This window comes from Stygiolobus sp. CP850M, from assembly GCF_037389425.1.
Taxonomy (GTDB): Archaea; Thermoproteota; Thermoprotei_A; order Sulfolobales; family Sulfolobaceae; genus Stygiolobus.
In genome coordinates this window covers 1-17542 of record NZ_JBBHKR010000103.1, presented here as the reverse complement: position 1 = coordinate 17542, position 17542 = coordinate 1, and the positions used below count along the sequence as shown (strand labels likewise).

At 39.4% G+C, this 17542-nt stretch carries 18 protein-coding genes and 2 pseudogenes; 12 read left to right on the top strand and 8 right to left on the bottom strand.

Going from position 1 to position 17542, the window contains the following annotated elements; genetic code table 11:
* Nucleotides 1-299 precede the first annotated feature (299 nt).
* The gene (locus WIW89_RS12965) at nt 300-740 is read right to left on the bottom strand and encodes an NUDIX hydrolase (protein ID WP_337721071.1); all 441 of its coding nucleotides are present in this window, start codon (nt 738-740) and stop codon (nt 300-302) included.
* 612 nt (nt 741-1352) lie between these two features.
* On the opposite strand from WIW89_RS12965, the gene WIW89_RS12960 reads away from it, so the two are divergent.
* Entirely contained in the window at nt 1353-1805 is a 453-nt protein-coding gene (locus WIW89_RS12960) for a hypothetical protein (RefSeq protein ID WP_337721070.1), read from the top strand.
* A 107-nt stretch (nt 1806-1912) separates the two neighbouring features.
* Here the strand turns inward: WIW89_RS12960 and WIW89_RS12955 are convergent, their stop codons facing one another.
* A complete protein-coding gene (locus WIW89_RS12955) occupies nt 1913-3109 on the bottom strand; it encodes a hypothetical protein (RefSeq protein ID WP_337721069.1) in 1197 nt (398 codons plus the stop codon).
* 491 nt (nt 3110-3600) lie between these two features.
* Here WIW89_RS12955 and WIW89_RS12950 point away from each other — a divergent pair, with 491 nt between their 5' ends.
* From WIW89_RS12950 to WIW89_RS12940, 3 genes and pseudogenes are all read left to right on the top strand, one after another.
* Entirely contained in the window at nt 3601-4005 is a 405-nt protein-coding gene (locus WIW89_RS12950; RefSeq protein ID WP_337707918.1) for a HEPN domain-containing protein, read from the top strand.
* The gene (locus WIW89_RS12945; RefSeq protein ID WP_337721068.1) at nt 3974-4345 is read left to right on the top strand and encodes a nucleotidyltransferase domain-containing protein; all 372 of its coding nucleotides are present in this window, start codon (nt 3974-3976) and stop codon (nt 4343-4345) included. Before WIW89_RS12950 ends, WIW89_RS12945 begins: the two co-directional genes overlap by 32 nt.
* Before the next feature lie 366 nt (nt 4346-4711).
* Nucleotides 4712-4930 (top strand): annotated as a pseudogene (locus WIW89_RS12940) (pirin family protein); the annotation flags it as partial.
* A 9-nt stretch (nt 4931-4939) separates the two neighbouring features.
* Here the strand turns inward: WIW89_RS12940 and WIW89_RS12935 are convergent.
* Both WIW89_RS12935 and WIW89_RS12930 read right to left on the bottom strand, forming a co-directional pair.
* On the bottom strand, nt 4940-6241 hold the full coding sequence (locus WIW89_RS12935) for an RNA-guided endonuclease InsQ/TnpB family protein (protein ID WP_337721067.1): 1302 nt from the start codon (nt 6239-6241) through the stop codon (nt 4940-4942).
* The gene (locus tag WIW89_RS12930; protein WP_337721066.1) at nt 6219-6803 is read right to left on the bottom strand and encodes an IS607 family transposase; all 585 of its coding nucleotides are present in this window, start codon (nt 6801-6803) and stop codon (nt 6219-6221) included. The genes WIW89_RS12935 and WIW89_RS12930 overlap by 23 nt, the downstream gene beginning before the upstream one ends.
* Before the next feature lie 50 nt (nt 6804-6853).
* Here WIW89_RS12930 and WIW89_RS12925 point away from each other — a divergent pair.
* Together WIW89_RS12925 and WIW89_RS12920 are read left to right on the top strand one after the other, a co-directional pair.
* Nucleotides 6854-7537, top strand: a pseudogene (locus WIW89_RS12925) (pirin family protein); the annotation flags it as partial.
* Nucleotides 7538-7690: 153 nt separating this feature from the next.
* Complete coding sequence (locus WIW89_RS12920) at nt 7691-9457, top strand: protein kinase domain-containing protein (RefSeq protein ID WP_337721065.1); 1767 nt, start codon at nt 7691-7693, stop codon at nt 9455-9457.
* A 44-nt stretch (nt 9458-9501) separates the two neighbouring features.
* On the opposite strand, the gene WIW89_RS12915 is transcribed toward WIW89_RS12920, so the two are convergent.
* On the bottom strand, nt 9502-9969 hold the full coding sequence (locus WIW89_RS12915; protein ID WP_337721064.1) for a peroxiredoxin: 468 nt from the start codon (nt 9967-9969) through the stop codon (nt 9502-9504).
* 186 nt (nt 9970-10155) lie between these two features.
* On the opposite strand from WIW89_RS12915, the gene WIW89_RS12910 reads away from it, so the two are divergent.
* Entirely contained in the window at nt 10156-11439 is a 1284-nt protein-coding gene (locus tag WIW89_RS12910) for an acetyl ornithine aminotransferase family protein (protein WP_337707930.1), read from the top strand.
* Nucleotides 11436-11873 carry a hypothetical protein gene (locus WIW89_RS12905; RefSeq protein ID WP_337721063.1) on the top strand — a complete coding sequence of 146 codons (438 nt, stop codon included), beginning with the start codon at nt 11436-11438 and terminating at the stop codon, nt 11871-11873. Before WIW89_RS12910 ends, WIW89_RS12905 begins: the two co-directional genes overlap by 4 nt.
* Nucleotides 11874-12003: 130 nt before the next feature.
* Here WIW89_RS12905 and wrbA read toward each other — a convergent pair whose 3' ends face one another.
* Nucleotides 12004-12597 (bottom strand): NAD(P)H:quinone oxidoreductase, encoded by a 594-nt coding sequence (gene wrbA / locus WIW89_RS12900; RefSeq protein WP_337702069.1) that lies wholly within the window; start codon nt 12595-12597, stop codon nt 12004-12006.
* Nucleotides 12598-12738: 141 nt separating this feature from the next.
* Complete coding sequence (locus tag WIW89_RS12895) at nt 12739-13128, bottom strand: encapsulin (RefSeq protein WP_337721062.1); 390 nt, start codon at nt 13126-13128, stop codon at nt 12739-12741.
* A gap of 141 nt (nt 13129-13269) precedes the next feature.
* Here WIW89_RS12895 and WIW89_RS12890 point away from each other — a divergent pair, with 141 nt between their 5' ends.
* From WIW89_RS12890 to WIW89_RS12875, 4 genes are all read left to right on the top strand, one after another.
* Nucleotides 13270-13677: a PadR family transcriptional regulator gene (locus WIW89_RS12890; RefSeq protein WP_337721061.1), complete on the top strand. Its 408-nt coding sequence runs from the start codon at nt 13270-13272 to the stop codon at nt 13675-13677.
* Nucleotides 13670-14665: an ATP-binding cassette domain-containing protein gene (locus tag WIW89_RS12885; RefSeq protein ID WP_337707939.1), complete on the top strand. Its 996-nt coding sequence runs from the start codon at nt 13670-13672 to the stop codon at nt 14663-14665. The genes WIW89_RS12890 and WIW89_RS12885 overlap by 8 nt, the downstream gene beginning before the upstream one ends.
* Before the next feature lie 2 nt (nt 14666-14667).
* Nucleotides 14668-15555, top strand: a complete 888-nt coding sequence (locus tag WIW89_RS12880) for an ABC transporter permease (RefSeq protein ID WP_337707941.1) — start codon at nt 14668-14670, stop codon at nt 15553-15555.
* Nucleotides 15556-16181: 626 nt separating this feature from the next.
* A complete protein-coding gene (locus WIW89_RS12875) occupies nt 16182-16829 on the top strand; it encodes a hypothetical protein (RefSeq protein WP_337721060.1) in 648 nt (215 codons plus the stop codon).
* A gap of 274 nt (nt 16830-17103) precedes the next feature.
* Here the strand turns inward: WIW89_RS12875 and WIW89_RS12870 are convergent, their stop codons facing one another.
* Nucleotides 17104-17292, bottom strand: coding sequence for a hypothetical protein (locus tag WIW89_RS12870; RefSeq protein ID WP_337721059.1), 189 nt, complete (start codon nt 17290-17292; stop codon nt 17104-17106).
* Nucleotides 17293-17542: the final 250 nt, after the last annotated feature.

Here is a 17542-nt window from a genome sequence, read left to right as displayed (position 1 = left end):
AAGGCGTTCATAAAAATTAGTTCAATTGCTAGAACTTGCAATAAATGCTATAAGTCCTACAGTTTTCACATCATCTTCTTAACCTTTCTCAGTGTTACAATAATAATTGAATTTGAAAATATTATTTTATAAGATATAATAGGAAAATTGTTTTTAATATTAGATTAAATTTCTTAAAGAATGAAATAAAACTCATTATTACTGTTACTAAATATAAATCCAATAACGTATTCATTAATATTTCCTATTACTTACAAATAAAGGTTTAATCTCTGTAATAATTCTTATATTTTCAAATGCTATGTCTTTTCCCAACCAAATTCACTGTATATTTGTCCTTTTAATAGTCCTAAGTCAATTGCTTGTCTTACATAAGGAACTATATTTTCTGGAAGCTTGCTAAGCTCAAACCATCTTAAAGCTTCAGCCTTATTAGGTTCTTTAATTGTGGGTTCACCTATCCACTTAATTGCACTAAAGAAAAAGTCTACTCTCTCCTGGTTTTCAAATCTGTGCATTACATGGACTAGCACTAAATCCTCACGGCTAAGTTTAATTCCAGCTTCTTCCATAGCTTCTCTTATCATCGCATTTGTTGCAGATTCTCTACCTTCAACATGGCCTGCTATAACACTCCACCAACCATCCATATACCCTGTATTTTTCCTCAATTGCAAAAGAATTTTACCTTCCTTCAAAAGAAAAAGATGGACCGAAAGTATTTGAGGATGTCTGTTCACAGGGTATGATATTAGCTAAAAAATAAAAAACTAGTCTAATTAAGTCCTATAATACCGAGATTATAATTATTAAGATTATTTTTAGAAATTAACATGTAAATATCTTATAGCAAAATAATGAGATAATCAATATGAAAATTATAACCTAGGAGGAAAGTCTTTCATATTCAGAAAAAATCTTTGTAAATTAACTTTTATTATCTTAAGATTAGTTACCGTGCTATTCATCTGTAAGTTTAACACTAACAGTTTGACCTTAGCAGTTATTCCTCATAAACTCCTCATATTGTAATATAGAATTTAATTTAATTTCGAAACATATGCCTTCATAGATTAGCCTACTCAGCCGAGTTCACTAATAAACTTAATTAGATAGTTAGAATAGAAAGATAGTATATATTTTCTACATACACAAATAGGTAACACTTTACAGAACTTCTTTTCTAATTAGTATGACTGTTATAGATTTCACGTATACGAAATCGCTGTTTTACCTCTTCATACCCTTCCCTTAAAACATTTACAACGTCATTTTCTCTCGTAACTATCATTTTGCTTAAATCTCATATTAATTAAGAAAATTTTTTTAACTAGCTTTCAAAAAAGAGAATTATGCCACTACTTGATTACGGCGAGGTAAAACTTGAGGTAAACGGTCTTAGTGACCAAGAGTTAAAAGACCTACAACAGAACATAGACAAACTGTTCAAACTGTGCCATCTAGTAGCGGAGAAGTACGGAATTGCAATGAACGATGACGAAGTGAAGAAAATCGTGGACTATTTAGACCAGTTTACGGAGAACATGAGGGATGCTGTGTTTAAGAAGGGAAACAGCACGATAAAGGTAATCTTAGAAGAATGGGTAACACTCCCCAACCAGAGGAGGTTGATAGGTCTGTGGTACTTGTTGGACAAGCTGGGGTATAAGACCGACAGACAAGCTGACCTCGAGTTAATTAAGCAGAGGCTCCTCGAGTGGAGGACTAAGGCTCAAGAAAGAAACGACAAGGACGTCCTAGAACTGCTGAACTACTTCACAAAGTTAGGATTTTACAACTTCTAACCCTTTTTTCTTCTTCTTTTTTAACGTATACCGAGGTAGTGTGGTTAGTGTTAACTAGTTCTCCTCAGAAGGCGAGACCTCTATTAACCACATCTTTGAAAAATTTTCTAGTTTTCATTACTGTTATTTTTCATTATCTCTTCCAATTTGCTTAAGACATACGCGTAATTATATTCAGCTTTAAGAGTCTCTACAGTCACCTTTCTCTTATCTGGGAAATTGCTATTGAGTATTCTAGCGAAGGGCTCTCCGTTAACACTTATCTCTATCTTTTTGTAAAATGACTCACAGAACAACAACTCTCCTACGTCACGTTGTCCCTTAACCTTATCGTGCAATAAGATTACTTCAACACCCTGACTCATTCCTGACCTTCTAACACCTTGATCACCACTGATTACTGCCAGAGGGGCTGGTAACTCCTTCTTCAATGCTTTAGCTTCATTAATTAGAGCGACATCGGAACCTCTGCTAGATTCGGAGACCGGGACTTGCTTATGTATTCTTCTGTATGAACTCATGGCTAGGTAAAATTTAGGGTCTTCTCCCTTTTGTGTAGACTTAGTGAGCCTCAACAGTTCGTTATAAGTAGACCTCGAGGGGAGTAGACGGGGCCCATTTTCTCTATCCCAGGTGATCTTGGCGAGCCTTTCCCCTAGATGTACGTAAGCGTTAACGTCAGCTAGGAAGAAGTAACCCTTTTTGACGTATTCCCTGATCTCTTCCTCTTCCTTAAACCTTATATCTCCAGACCTCAATTTACATAGTTCTTCAAAGTCCTCATCATAGTCAACCTTACCTAGAAGAGAATAGAGGTTTACCAAAGCCTTTAGAGACTCCACTTTGATATCGACTTTTTCAGGTAAGTTCGGCACTGTCTTAGGAGGGTCGTATGAAACACTCGTGCCTTTCCTCACATCGAAAACTGTTATTTCTTGAAGCGGTACGTAACCGAAAATATGGTATCCCTTGCTCTCTTCCTTTAAGTAAGCGTAACGAACCTCTCTAGCCTGAGAATAGTTGAGTACGGCAATAGCCATGTACTTCCTCCCCGGGGTTATGTCAGCCACATCTATACTGATATCCTTAACCTTATCCCTCCAATTGTTTATCCCAACTCCAAGTTCTAAGACCTTAGTCTCGGCATTAATCCCGAAGGATTTCATTACCCCGGTTAAGTCTAGATCTCGTGCTTCTTCTGAAAGAATTAGGATTTTGTCGGGTCTGATCCCGGTAAATATTTCTGTCATTATTGCGTCTAACGTAGTGACAAGTTTATTTGAGCCGAGTGTAGCGAGGATCATTAGTGAATAATGATAAAACTAATATATATATATTGAATGGAAGATAGAATCTCGTGCATTAAGGTGCATAGAGTCTAGTCCAAGGGATAATAACATCCCTATAAAGACGAATGTATCTATTCAACGTGCCATACTGACACTAATCACGTCCTTCCTAATGGGACTGTGGAAGGACAGTGAGCATATCATTCATTAACGAGACTAGACTAATGGATTCCTCTAATTTCAAATGGAGTTTGGATCTCTGAGCCGCTCGATTACTTTCTAGGTGTAAAGACCGAACCGATGAATTGACGTTCTTCTGGAATAAGGAAAGTTCCAGTAACGGTTGCAGGGAACCTTATAAGAGTAGCTTCTGCCAGAACCGTGGTAAAAGAGGCGATTAATAATCAAAACTGGGCTACAGAAAAGCTATCCGACATAGCTAAGCCTATAGCTATAAAGGTGTGCTTTCAAATTTTCTTAAATATGCTTAAGCCAACTATATTCTTGTGGTAAGCAGGGTCAACGATTGGATTAGGCAAGCTGAGAGAAATTTTAGATCTGCTGAAATTAATTATCAAAACGAACTTTATGAAGAAACTTGCTATGAAGCTCAGCAAACTGCAGAAAAAGCTGTCAAAGCTTTGTTAAGTTATTTTCATAAAGAACAGAGAGGTCATTCTATTACCTTCCTTTTACAGTCATTATCTATTCACATTCCAAGTGAAATATTAAGATGTGCACAAGAACTTGATAAACATTACATACCCTCACGTTATCCTGACGCTTACGATCAAGGTGCTCCTGCAGATTATTACAATAAAGACGATGCAACTAGATGCTTAGATTGTGGTAGAAAAATTTTATCATGGGTGAAGGACGTTGTGGGAGGAACTTTGCAAGGAATATTCTAAGTTTAATCCAAAGCTAGTAGTGTTATTTGGATCTTATGCCAGAGGCGATTATACTAACGTGAGCGATATTGATGTTTTGGTTGTTTCCGACGTTTTTCCACGCGATCCTAGGGAAGGTTTCGCAATGACCTATACCATGAAATTCCCCAAGGTAATGCCTGTAGCAATGAACACCCAAGTTTTTTTAAAGAAGTTAAATGAAGGATCTACGTTTATTCTTGAAATTATAGAAGACGGTAAAATATTGTGTGGAGATAAGGAATTTGAAAACGATGTTTTAGAAAAATTCAAGGAAATTAGAAAAAAGTTTAGAAGAAAAGGGAAGTTATGGGAATGGTGACAAAATCTCACCATAAAATTCTTTGTATATTTCTTTCGGGATTACGTATGGTGGGCAGTCGAGTGGGTCAGAGAACCACTTGAAAGGGGGACTTTCATCCAAATTACGTCTAGTCCTTTGAAGGAAAGGAGATAACGGTTACTCCTCCTACAGTCCCATTAAGCCCTTAATCGAACTGGGAAGAAGCATCATTAGCGTCACTGAAAGATTAAGGAGTATTTAAATACAAGGCTATCCATCTGGCGAGGCTTTCCGCCCCCTTAACCTCAATTTTTGTAATTACTAAGTTTTGGCTTCTACTTTCCTTTCTTATTAACTTAGCTAAGTTGAATCGCGTTTAAATAGTCTGTAGCCAAACTAAAACCTATGAGAAGGAAAGTTGAAGGCTTAATACAAGGCAAGGTCACTAGAGACGGGGCTGGGGTAAAGCTATACCGCGTCTTTGGTGGCTTAGAAACTGTAGACATTACCGACCCCTTTCTTCTATTAGACTTCTTCGGCTCCAATAAGCCTGAGGAGTACATCATGGGCTTTCCTTGGCATCCTCACAGAGGGATAGAGACGGTAACACTATTATACAAAGGGGTTTGGACTTCATAGGATTTCATAATATTTAATATCAATCCTCAGCCGTTGGGCTTCACCGGAGTCACGGGGCATTGCCCCACTCATACCCCTCCGCCCCTTTAGCGGGATAACCCCGACCCACCTACTCCCAGTGGGAGTAAAAAAGAGGTGGGGAAACCCGCACATCTTGAGGTATATATTCAGAGATGCGTTCAGTTGCCTATCCAGAGTGAAGCCACACCTCTCGCAGTGAAAAGTCCTGCCGACCTTTCGGGAAACCCATCCACATCTGGGGCAGGACTTGGAAGTGTGGTAAGGGTTCACCTCCTTAACAAAGGAACCGTAAAGTGGAGCCTTATATTTAAGCACACGGTGTATAGTCCTCCATACAGTCCTTGAAATTCTCTTAGACAGCTTGTCGTTTGCATCTCTAAACATCTCTTGTTTATTTAACTTCTCAACAGCAAACATAGTGAGAGGATACATTTCCAGCAACTTGTTCACGAACTTATGAATATAATCCAGCACACGATTCCTCTCCCTATGAGAATACTTCTCCATTAACACCTTCCCCTTACTACCGTGCTTTGAAGCAAAAGATTGTATTCTACCCCTCTTCAACTCCATACCGTATTTTAGACTGTACAACTCCTTCAGGGAGAAAGTGACGAACTTATCACCATCGTAAGCATCTAATGTGTAAAGATTACTATCAATAGATAGAAAGTCAAGGGGCGTAAACCAAGGTAATTTATAACGGAATGGTAGGTGAACTTTATCCTCCTTAATTATGGGCTCACCTAAATCAAGCCCTTTAACCCTCCTTGAAAACCAAGTGTGAGACCAAGAGAAGGTTAAATACTCGTAAGGTCTTACAGTAATCCTAACTTCTTCGCCCTCAACCTTTCTAAGTGTCGACTTTACCCTAACGTAAACCTTCCTCAGTGTTGGTTTTCTCAGTGACGCTTGCCCTTTTTCAGCCCTCCTCCTCCATCCCTTTAATATTGAGTAAGCGTCGCTTATTGCTTTGTCAACGTAGTGGGAAGCTAACTTGTTAATCTTCTCTAACTCATCCCTCAACGCCTTGTAAACTTCCTTTTTCTTTGGCAAGGTTACTTTAACCTTAGCGAAAATTTTCTTGCCCTTCTTGACCTTCTTCCTCTCTATCTTAGTCCTCTCCCATAACCAGTCTAGAGCTTTGTGTAGTAGGTGTTTATAGTTCTCCAGTAATATCTTGCTCTCCTCCTCCTTATCGTTCTTCAGAGAGTACGTTAGGTAGACGTATTCCTCCTCTGGTTGAAAGTCATTAAGCCTTAAGCTCTTCGGCACATTTCTTCACCTTTTCGTATTTGTGACTCCTCATTTCATACAACTTTCCACTAAAGGAGACTAGTATAGAGATTAAGTCTTCTATTAACTCTTGTTCTGGTGTTTTGTCCTCCTTGTTCAGAACGACTATCTCACAGTTGTGTGCTTTGCATACTTCTTCAATTATTTCAAAGCCGAACCTAACTAGTCTGTCTGGGTAGGCTATGACAACTTTCGATACTTCGTTGTTTAGTATCATCCTCAACAACTTGAGGAATCCTTTTCTCTTCATGTTTAACCCAGAACCGACGTCAGTTATTACTTGGTCGTAGTCCTTAACGTTCTCCTCTAGGTATTTTACTTGGTTTATTAAGTCGTCTTTCTGTGTGTTTGATGATACTCTTGCGTAAAGGATCACTTTCCTCTTTCTAACAATCCCCATGAGCCTTTCGACGTCTTCTTCCTTGAACCTCCACTTCCCAGTTTCTAGTATCACGGGTTTTATGTACCCTTTCTTAACATATTCTCTGAGTGTTGCGTATGATATTCCTAGGCGTTGGCACACTTCTTTAGGTCTTAGCATTGTATAAAATTTTATGATGAAATAATATAAACTTTACGGTTTATCGGAAACTGCTCTCAAACGGCAAAGTAGAACATGAGGATAGTGAGGGTAATAAAGGTGTAATTTACGGTGTAATTTACCCCGGTCAAGCCCAATGGATGACGGCAGGCAGCGGAATATTTCATCAAGAGATGCCGAAACCTATGGATAGAACGTTTAACTACCCTTATAATCCGAACACGGTGTCTGGTCTCCAGCTCTGGATCAACTTGCCTGCAAACTTGAAGATGACAGACCCAGTTTATAAAGACGTTAAACAAATACCCAAAGAGGAGTTCGATTTTGGCACTATCCAAGTCCTATCAGGAGAATACAAAGGACTAGTGGGACCGGTGAGAGTTAAGAGCCCAGTAGACCCATCTTATTACGACGTGGAATTACACGGCGAGTTTAACGCTTCTTTCAAACACGGTTACACTGTTCTGGCGTTTGTCGTAGAAGGAAAGGTAACAGCTGAAGAGTCCCTCCCTTCAATACCAAGTGGAAACTTAATAGTCTTCAGTAGAGAGGGAGAAGAGATTAAGCTCAGCGGAGAAGGGAGAGTAATAATTCTGGCTGGTAGACCGTTATACGAACCGGTGGCTTGGTACGGTCCTATCGTTATGAACACGAGGGAACAGATCTATGAGGCTTTGGATGACTTAAGAAAGGGGACTTTTGTGAAAAAGACCGGATTAAGGGAAGATGTTTAATACCTTAACGTTAAGTTCAGAAAGGAAGGTATAATATATACACAGCTATACTACAAAACCATTTAATAGTTGTATTATCGCTATACCTAGGTTTAAGTATCTCAATCTTCCTAACTAGTTTAGTTTATAATTTAGTATTACCGTAAAAATCATGTGTCGTCATTAAGGTCACTCATCTCACAAGGACGACAATTTTACGATAGTAGGGATTACTACAACGCATACAAAACTTTCGAAAAAGCTTATAAGATGTTTCCAGACCATGAGGAAGTGCTACTGTGGAAGGGGAAGACAGAGATAAAACTGGGGAAATTGAAGACGGCAATTAACACCTTGAGAAAGATCGTTGAAGGCTATAACAAAGACTCATGGGAAGCCCTTTACACTTTAGCTTTAGCGATTTACTATTACTCCTTCTTGTTAGCGAGTTCCTCTTCAAGGAAAAAGAACCTTAAAGTAGCTCTAGATTATAGTGAGAGGGCTTATACTAATTCCAAGAAGAACAAGAGCGAAATAGCCTCTTTGCGTTCAGTTATCATTGCGGAATTAGGTCAGCTGGGGGAAGCGGAAAAGTCCTTAGCAGTAGTGAGAAGGGGAAACAATTTCAACCCCCCGGTGAGTATCGCCCTCACACACATTTACAGACTTAAGGGGTTACTAACAGAAGCCATATACGAGATAGACCGAGTCCTACTTTACGAACCCAATAACGTAGACGCATTAATCGAGAGGGCTCTGGTACTCAGGGACAAGGGAACTTACGACCAAGCGTTAGTGACCTTGGACATCGCTTTACAGACGGAACCTACCAACGTCCTAGCCATGCTCTTCAAAGCTGAGGTACTCGAGACGATCGGTAGGACAAACGAGGCTATGGCACTCTACAAGGTCATAGACTCAATAGTCTCGAGCCCTCTAATCAAGAAAAAGCTCTCAACGTCCCAGCCTAAGTCCTTGCCCTCCAAACTCCTGAGCACCTCCGCTCCGATTAACTGGGACCCGAAAGTGTGGGTGGGGAAAAAGCTCTCCATATATGAGGTAACTGACGTCTTGGGAGAGGGAGGCAACGGTTACGTGTTAAAGGCTAGGACTCCTAAGGGTAATGATGTTGCGGTCAAAGTCCTGAAAATCTACACCGGTGTACCTGAGGAACACTTCGACACACTCATAAGTGAAGCTAACAGCTTGTCAAAGCTCTCCAGCGACCCTAACGTAGTCAAGGTATACGCAGTACACGTGGACAAGTTCCTCATCGAAGAGGTCTTAGCCGGGAACTTTACGTTTTACAAAAGAGAACCTCCTATGCTCGTCATGGAGTTCATGAGGGGCGGAAACATGGCCGAGTTAATGCACGACGACAAGTTCTTCTATTCTACCCAGTGGAATAAGGCTGTGTATAGGGCTATCGCAAGTGTCGCCTCAGCTCTGTACCAGATGCACAAGTTAGGTTTGGTACATATGGACGTCAAGCCCCAGAACATATTCCTGACTGAAAAGCCCAGTTACCCCTATGATCTCCAGAACGTTAAGTTCAAGTTAGGTGATTTGGGTAGTGTTGTTAGGGTCAACGGGAAAGTGCTACAACTGACCGTGGAGTACGCCAGTCCAGAAGCATATTTGGAGAATGCTAAGCCCTACTTCGACGTGTTCTCTTTGGGCATGACCATGTATGTCCTACTTACCAGAAAACTGGACAGACCAGACCTTCAGGAGATGAACAACGCTTACAACTGTTACCAGAGAAAGGACTTTAATTGTGTGAGGGATGAGGTCAGAAAGGCTCAGGGTAAATTAAGGGGATGGGATCCCAATGTACCCGCTGAGGTAAAGCCCTTGTTAGCGTCTATGATATCACCAGACCCCGTCAGGAGACCTACTTCCTTAGAGGTACATAATTTCTTATTAAAATTGTTAAGGTGATAAGAGTCTAGGACAACAGAACAGAAAAACAAGAAAGAGTACCCTTATCTTATTTCGTTTACCACTTTCTCTATCTCTTGATAAGGAGGTTCCTTTGTAGGATCGTCAGATACCCATTTGTACCTTATCACCCCTTCTTTATCTACCACAAACACCGACCTCTTAGCGAGTATATAGCCAGCTAGTGCAGGGAACTCCCAATAAACATTATACTTCTTCACGATTTCTCTGTTGTAGTCACTGACTACGATGAAGTTGAGTTTGTATTGCTCTTTAAATGCCTTGTTACTGAAAGGAGGGTCTACGCTGATCCCTATAACTACAGCGTTCATCTCGTTGAATTTAGCCATGGAGTCCCTAAAGGTGCACATCTCTTTAGTACAGACCGATGTAAAGGCTGCGGGATAAAAGGCTAGGACTACTACTTTGCCTCTGAAGTCTGACAACCTCACTTTTTTCAACTCAGTATCCACAGCCTCGAAGTCCGGGGCTCTCTCTCCAATTTCCGGCATAGGAATTATTGTGTAACGTAAGAATTTAAACAAACTTTTGAAAAGTGCATAAATACTAATGATAAACACCTTTATATGTCCGGGTATTCAGGTTAAAAAGTTACTACTTTTCCTCCTTTAACTTGAAACTTACATAATTTTTTAAAATTAGCAAATGGATTTAAGCAACCGTTCAAAGATCATATTATGGAGAGCCGAAAAATAGTTGAAGAATCGGAACAGTTCTTAGCTACCTCTACACGAGACCTACCATTAGTTTTGGACAGAGGGGAAGGTGTGTGGTTATATGACGTTGATGGTAATAAATACCTAGATTTTACCTCCGGGGTGGGTGTGAATAACTTGGGCTGGCCATCTCATCCTGAAGTCATAAGAGTAGCGGAAGCACAAATGAGGAAACTAGCCCACTCTATGGGGAACGACTTTTATAACGTCCCTCAATTAGAGTTAGCTAAGAAGTTAGTACAACTAGCTCCGGGTGAATTTCCCAAGAAAGTGTTCTTCTCTAATAGCGGGACAGAGGCTGTAGAGGCTTCCATCAAATTAATTAAACAATCTGACCCTAAGAGAAAATACCTTGTCGCGTTTATTGGTTCCTTCCACGGCAGAACTTTCGGTTCTCTATCCCTGACCGCCAGTAAGCCTGTACAGAAATACTTGTTCGGTCCCACTTTACCAGGAGTATTCCACATACCTTATCCGAACCCTTTCAGGAATCCGTGGCACATAAATGGGTATGAGGACCCTGATGGTCTAACAAACGCGGTTTTAGAGTACTTAGAGTCTTGGGTATTCGCCCACTTGGTAGACCCAGAAGAAGTTGCCGGAATAATCTTTGAACCCATACAAGGTGAAGGAGGATACATAGTCCCGCCTAAGGGTTTCTTTTCACAGCTAGAAAAGACAGCGAGAAAGTACGGGATATACCTAATAGACGATGAAGTACAAATGGGTATGGGTAGGACGGGAAAAATGTTCGCGATAGAGAACTTCAACTCTACTCCAGATGTGATCACTTTAGCTAAGGCTTTAGGTGGAGGACTTTACCCTATCGGAGCTACAGTGTTCAGGAAAGACCTAGACTTCAAGAAAAAAGGGATGCATAGTAACACTTTCGGCGGTAATGCAGTAGCATGTGCTATAGGAGTCAAAACGTTAGAGATTGTGAAAGAGCTCTTACCTAGAGTTAACGAGTTAAGTAAGCTATTCCGCGAAGAACTTACACAAATGAAAGTAGACGACGTAAGAGGGTTAGGGCTTGCTTGGGGTATAGAGTTCGTGAAAGGTGAAAGGAAAGATCCTGATACAAAGACGAGAGACAAAGTTATAGAAGAGAGTTTTAAGAAGGGATTATTACTCATTCCCGCAGGAAAATCTGCAATAAGGATTATACCTCCCCTAGTGATCAGTGAGGAAGAGGCTAAGATCGGTCTCTCCATGTTAAAGGAGGTGATTAACTCATTACGTTGAATTGGAAATATTTCGGTAGACCTTGGGGAAAGTGTGAGGAGTGTTGGGCTAGTTATGGAAGAGGTATACAACATGAAAATTCGTTAAGGTGTTATAAACTAGGGATACCCGTAAGGGCACTGAAAGTAGGGTTAGAGGAGTTCATCAGGTTATTAGAGGAAAAAGGATATACTGGTAAATATACCATATTCTCTTTTCCTATATCCTTAGCGAGTAAGGGAGTTGTGATCTTGTATTTCGAGAGCAGGGAAGAAATGGAAAAGGCTATTAGTGAACTTTCAAAGTACATAGTGACTGAACCTAAGGATAAGTTCTTCTTCGATAGATTCGTCAATGTAGATTGGATAAATGGGTTTAATTACAGAAGGGGGTGTCCTGAATATGATGAGGTTTTCGGGGACTGGAGAAAATGGAAAAACAGAGATAAAAAGTAGATATATATTTTTAATCCCATCAATCAGTTTTTTATGTCTTCCATCTTTGAAAAAAGCTCGTCTAAGTTTAAGAACTTTGATCTGAGAAATCTTTCATGTAACTTAATACCCTAATTCAGATAGTTACCTTTTACGAGCTTTTGAGCTTCCTCGCTACTTGGGCTAATCTTCTCCCTTGAAATCTCGCTATCTTTATCTCATTTTCGTCTAACTCTTTTTTAGAACCTAGATGTGTGGCACCGTAAGGGCTCCCTCCGGTGGTAGTAGAAGATATTTCAGGAATTGCGTAACCTAGGGGCACTATGATCATCCCGAAGTGATAGGCGTAAGTTGACATAGTTAGGATGGTAGTTTCATGTCCTCCGTGAACTGTAGATGCTTCTGTGAAGAAAGTTACAGGTTTACCGTAGAGCTCGCCAGACCTCCACAAGGGAGCAGTGCTGTCGAGGAATGTTTTCATTCCTCCAGCCATGTTCCCGTATCTAGTTGGAGAACCTATAGCTAATCCATCAGCCCATTTAAGGTCTTCTAAACTCACTTCAGGTATATTACTAGTGGTCTCAATAGGAATGTGAAATTTTTCTACTAATTCAGGGTATAATGTTTCTCTGACTTTTCTTATTTTTGTTTCAGCTCCTTCATCTTCAGCTCCTTTTGCTATCTCCTTAGCTAGTTCAACTATGGACCCGTACCCGTAGAATAAGACCAATATTTTGACGTCCATAAGTAAAAAGAGCTATACATAATTTAAAATTTGATTCAACATGACCAAGTAAATGTAGGAAAGGTTTTGATATCGGAATAATTATCAACGGATAAAAGCATATAAAAGGGACAAATATGAAAACATTGAAAAATGCTTGTGTTAAGATATTATTACAGCTCCTTCAGGGTCAATAATATATGGAGCTAATACTGAAGACAGCATATATACTTCATACTCTCCATCTCTACCTAAATTCTCTAGTGCTACACTTTTCTTTTCGTATACGTAGAATACTTGCTTTGATATTAATACTACCGAATCTACATTAGATGAAACATACACATTACCAATTTCTCTGACTAATTCTATTTCCAATGTCCCCGCTTTGTCTACAACTCTATATAGTGACGAATATACGTAGGGCGGAATAATTATCTTTACACCTGAGAAACCAGCAGAGACTATACTTTCATAAGCTTTCACAATATAACTGGCTATATTATCTGGTGTTATCCAGTCACTCTTTTTAATCTTCTTACTACGTTGCAATATCGATAAAGGATGATCCTTAAATAAATTAGTAGATCTTCGAATACTTTGTTAGATAATTACTGACCTATTTATTACTCCCACGAAATATTACTATCGATTTCGAAAACTTTAAATATTTTACTATCGATCTCGATATTTATGAGTGAACTGATAGCAAAACAAAGAGGAAGACTCAGGTCAATAATACTTTGGCTACTTTACCAATCGCCTAAGAGAGGAATAGATATCATAGACGATGTATATAAGATGACATGGGGTTTCTGGAAACCATCACCTGGATCAGTATACCCTCTACTAAGCAAAATGGAAGAAGATGGAGTGATCAGGAAAATCGACAGTGAGAGGTATACCATAACCGATAAGGGAATTAAGGAGATTGAAGAGATCTTACCTTTGAAACACAGAAGTAGTATTGACGACGCAGTAGAGGAACTGGAAGGGTTATCAACATTCTTCAGTGAAGTAGATAAGGCTCAACTCTCTCGATATGAGGAAAGAATTGAAAAGGCGTTAAGGAAAATCGAGGAGGTGATAAAAGGTGGGTGAGGCGATAAAGGCAATAAACCTCACTAAGGTTTTCGGTAAGTTAGTAGCAGTCGACCATATAAATTTCGAGGTTAGAGAGGGAGAAATATTCGGTTTTCTAGGACCTAACGGAGCGGGAAAATCAACTACCATAAAAATGCTAACTACAGTATTGAAGCCTACGGAGGGAACTGCTATAGTTAATGGTTACGATATAATTAAAGATCCAGCAAAAGTAAGGAGCTCCATCGGAGTAGTGCCTCAAGAGTTCACTGCTGACGAGGACTTGACAGGCTGGGAGAATATAATGATGATGGCTGGGCTCTACGGTATAAGGAAGGACGTAGCTAGAGAAAGGGCTAAGGAACTACTCGATATGGTCGAGCTAACACAAGCAATGAACAGAAAAGTACAGACATATAGTGGAGGGGTGAGGAGGAGGTTGGAAATAGCAATGTCTTTGATCAACAGACCTAAAATCCTATTCTTGGACGAACCCACTTTGGGTCTAGATGCCCAGACCAGAAGCGCAATTTGGAACTACATTATGAAGCTTAAGAGGGAGTATGGAATGACTATCTTCGTCACTACTCACTACCTAGAGGAAGCAGACCTTTACGCTGATAGAATAGCTATAATTGACCACGGTAAGATACTTGCTATAGGATCGCCTAAAGAGCTAAAGGAAAGTATAGGCGGTGACGTGGTTATGCTGACTACCACGAGTGATGAGGAGGCTATGAAATTATTACAGAATCTCGACGGTGTACTCGATGTGAAGAAAGTCGACGGTATGTTGAGGATAAAAGTGAAGCATGGAGAAGAGATGGCCCCTCAAATTCTTGAGAGATTAATAAAGAACGGAGTGAAGGTGTCGAGAATGTCCATAACAGAGCCTACAATGGACGAGGTCTATATGGAATATACGGGTAGAAAAATGAGAGATGAAGAGAGTGATTCAAGGGAGGCATTTGCAATGAGAAGGACTCTTAGGAGGGCTAGGGGATAAACATGGTTGAGGAAATACAGAAAAGAAGAGAAGAGGTAGACAGATCTTCATTCCACGGTCTTTGGACTTTAACAAACAGAGAGTTAAAGAAGTGGTACAAGGCTCCAGTAATCCTCCTCTTATCCGTCGTGCAACCAATCTTCTGGATAGCACTTTTCGGAAAGGCTATGAACCTACAGAGTTTATTCTCTGGAACAGCTCTTTCAATACCCGGATTGAACATACCGAAAAGCATAATTGACCAGATCGGGCAGGAAATATTGAAACAAACTTTCGGCACAACAGATTATTTCTCTTACCTCGCTGCGGGAATGCTGTCCTTCATAGTATTGTTCACTTCAATGCAGAGCGGTATGTCAATGGTATGGGATAGAAGGTTAGGAGTATTGGATAGGCTTTTGACGACCCCAGTACCGAGGGGTAATATAATCATAAGCAAAGTGTTGTCTTCGGTGATTAGGTCATTGGTACAAGCTACTATTGTCCTAGCCGTAGGAGTGCTGTTAGGGATGTCCTTTTATCCGGGAATAAACGTCTTAGACTTTCTTGGAGCTTACGCTGCTCTATTCCTGATGTCCTTCGGACTTTCCTCCCTCTTCCTGGTAATAGCCATTAGAGCAAGTTCATGGCAGTCCCAAATGGCGGTGATGAACTTACTCAATCTGCCGTTACTATTTACCAGCAATGCGTTTTATCCTATAAAGTCGATGCCTTTCTGGTTAAAACCAGTTGCTGAGGTAAACCCATTAACTTATTCAAACGCAGTAGTAAGGGGAATGCTACTAGGTATACAAACAAACCTAGCAATAGACTTCACATACCTCGTCGTGTTTGCCGTAGTCCTATCTGGAGTCGGTATAGTTCTATCATGGAAATATCTTAGCTCTTAGTTACGGTTTGTTTTTTGTCACCTTTTTATTTTTTTATCTACCAGATATGTAAAATACTCATGAGACTCCTTTTTGTTCAGAAATTTAAGCTGAAGGAACGAGGGAAGGAGACGTGGAGTGAAGGGTGAGGGAGACTACACTTAAAATTTACTGGGATTTACAGTGTCATATTCTACTTCTCAAAAATCTCATTAGTAAAGGTAGATAATATTCAAAAGATATAAGTTTTTAAGTGTTACCGACTCTCGAAACATTAACGTTGTAATTTAATTTGTAACTGTATTTTTATTTGTATTGAACTTAAATTGACCGAGGGTAGTGTATAACCGATTAGTTTGTATATTCTCAAACTAGCCTTTAACAACACAAACTTGAACTACTGTGCTAAAGACAGAGAGTTTTTGACAAGAAATAACTACCTATCCCTTCCTTATGAAGAAGACTAAGCTAAAACTACCACTCCTACGTTACAGATGTGGAAAAGTAAAAAAACATAAGAATAGCCACGTTGTTAATAATATTGACCACAATGGGTAACTTTTGGGATAATTGTTACCCATGGTATTTACAGAAGGGACCCGGTGTCGGATGGATAGTTAACTTATAGTTAGGAGGTGTGGTAATGTATGATTAAATGGAAATTAATATCCATAATTCTAATCGGAATAGTAGTAGTGGTACAAAGTGTAATTATATTCAATCAATATAGGCACATAAATTTAGTTAATGAGCAATTTCTTGGTAATAAACAAATTGGGGTTGTTGCAGTTTCTTCGCCGATATATAGGTCAACTCCGTTAGTTGGTAATTATCCATTTGTAATTAATAGTGGAATATTAGTAAGGAACTTAACGCACTGTGTTCTAATTATCGCATACGTTAATATTAATTTAACTAAGGTGAAAGTAGGAGATTCATTTCTAATATATCCATCAATTAATATTGGTAGTTATGCTCCGGATCAATTATATAATGATCCATTATTAAACGTGACAATACTTAACAATACCGTATTCAGTATGAATGGACTCGAATATCTTACTTTCACAATAAAAGTAAATATAGTGGCATTGAATACAACGGCAAGTGGAGGTGCGACCATTTTATTAAATAGCAGTATTCATGATGTAAAGATCGGTGCTCCAAACGGATCAACAGCCGTCGCTGAAATATTTAATAGTACATCACTATTTACGGGGTTACAATTATATAACAATTCCGAGATAAAACTGGAGTTTTATATAGCACCGAACACGATATCGTTTAAGTTATAATTTTTATTTACAAGTATTTCGAAATGTTTTTTAGATTTAATTCCTAAAAATTAAATTTAGAACGCCATTATTTCTACGTTGAAGTCCTATTTATAATCTGAGTAAAACAGAAAGTTTGGGGGTGAACAGACTGAAAGTCACGATACCAAGGTTTATCCTCTTACACTTTAATATCTCTTTTCTTAATACTAGTGATGCTAAAGATGTCCAAACTAAACTGATTAGTTAGAGTTTTTCCTATTATCACTTACTTGGTTTAATTCCTTCTTTAGGGCTAACAATAATCCCTTAACTTCTCCAAGTAGTCCTTAACATCTCTCCTTTCACTTTCAGCCTCTAAGTACGCCTTGTCTATAACGGGGAGTTGTGAACAGTATACTAAGACCGCCTTATTCCGGTCTTCCGTACTCCCCCAAAACTTCCACGCTTCCAAGTATGTTATCACTACTTCTTCTGGTGGCACAATATACACATGGTAGGAGTCGACACGGATTTCCAGAGGGGGTTTCCTTCTGTTATAGTTTTCTCCTACAATATCTATACCTTTTTCGGATATCTCTCTTATCTTAGCTGACTTCCTCCTCGCCCTGGAACGGTAGACCCAAAATCATATTAGAAAAAATATTTCTGATAGGATAATATCTAAACCATAAAAAATAATGGAATTTACAAGAGTGTAAAGAATTGAAGAAAGGGTTTAAGGTGAGGGAGAC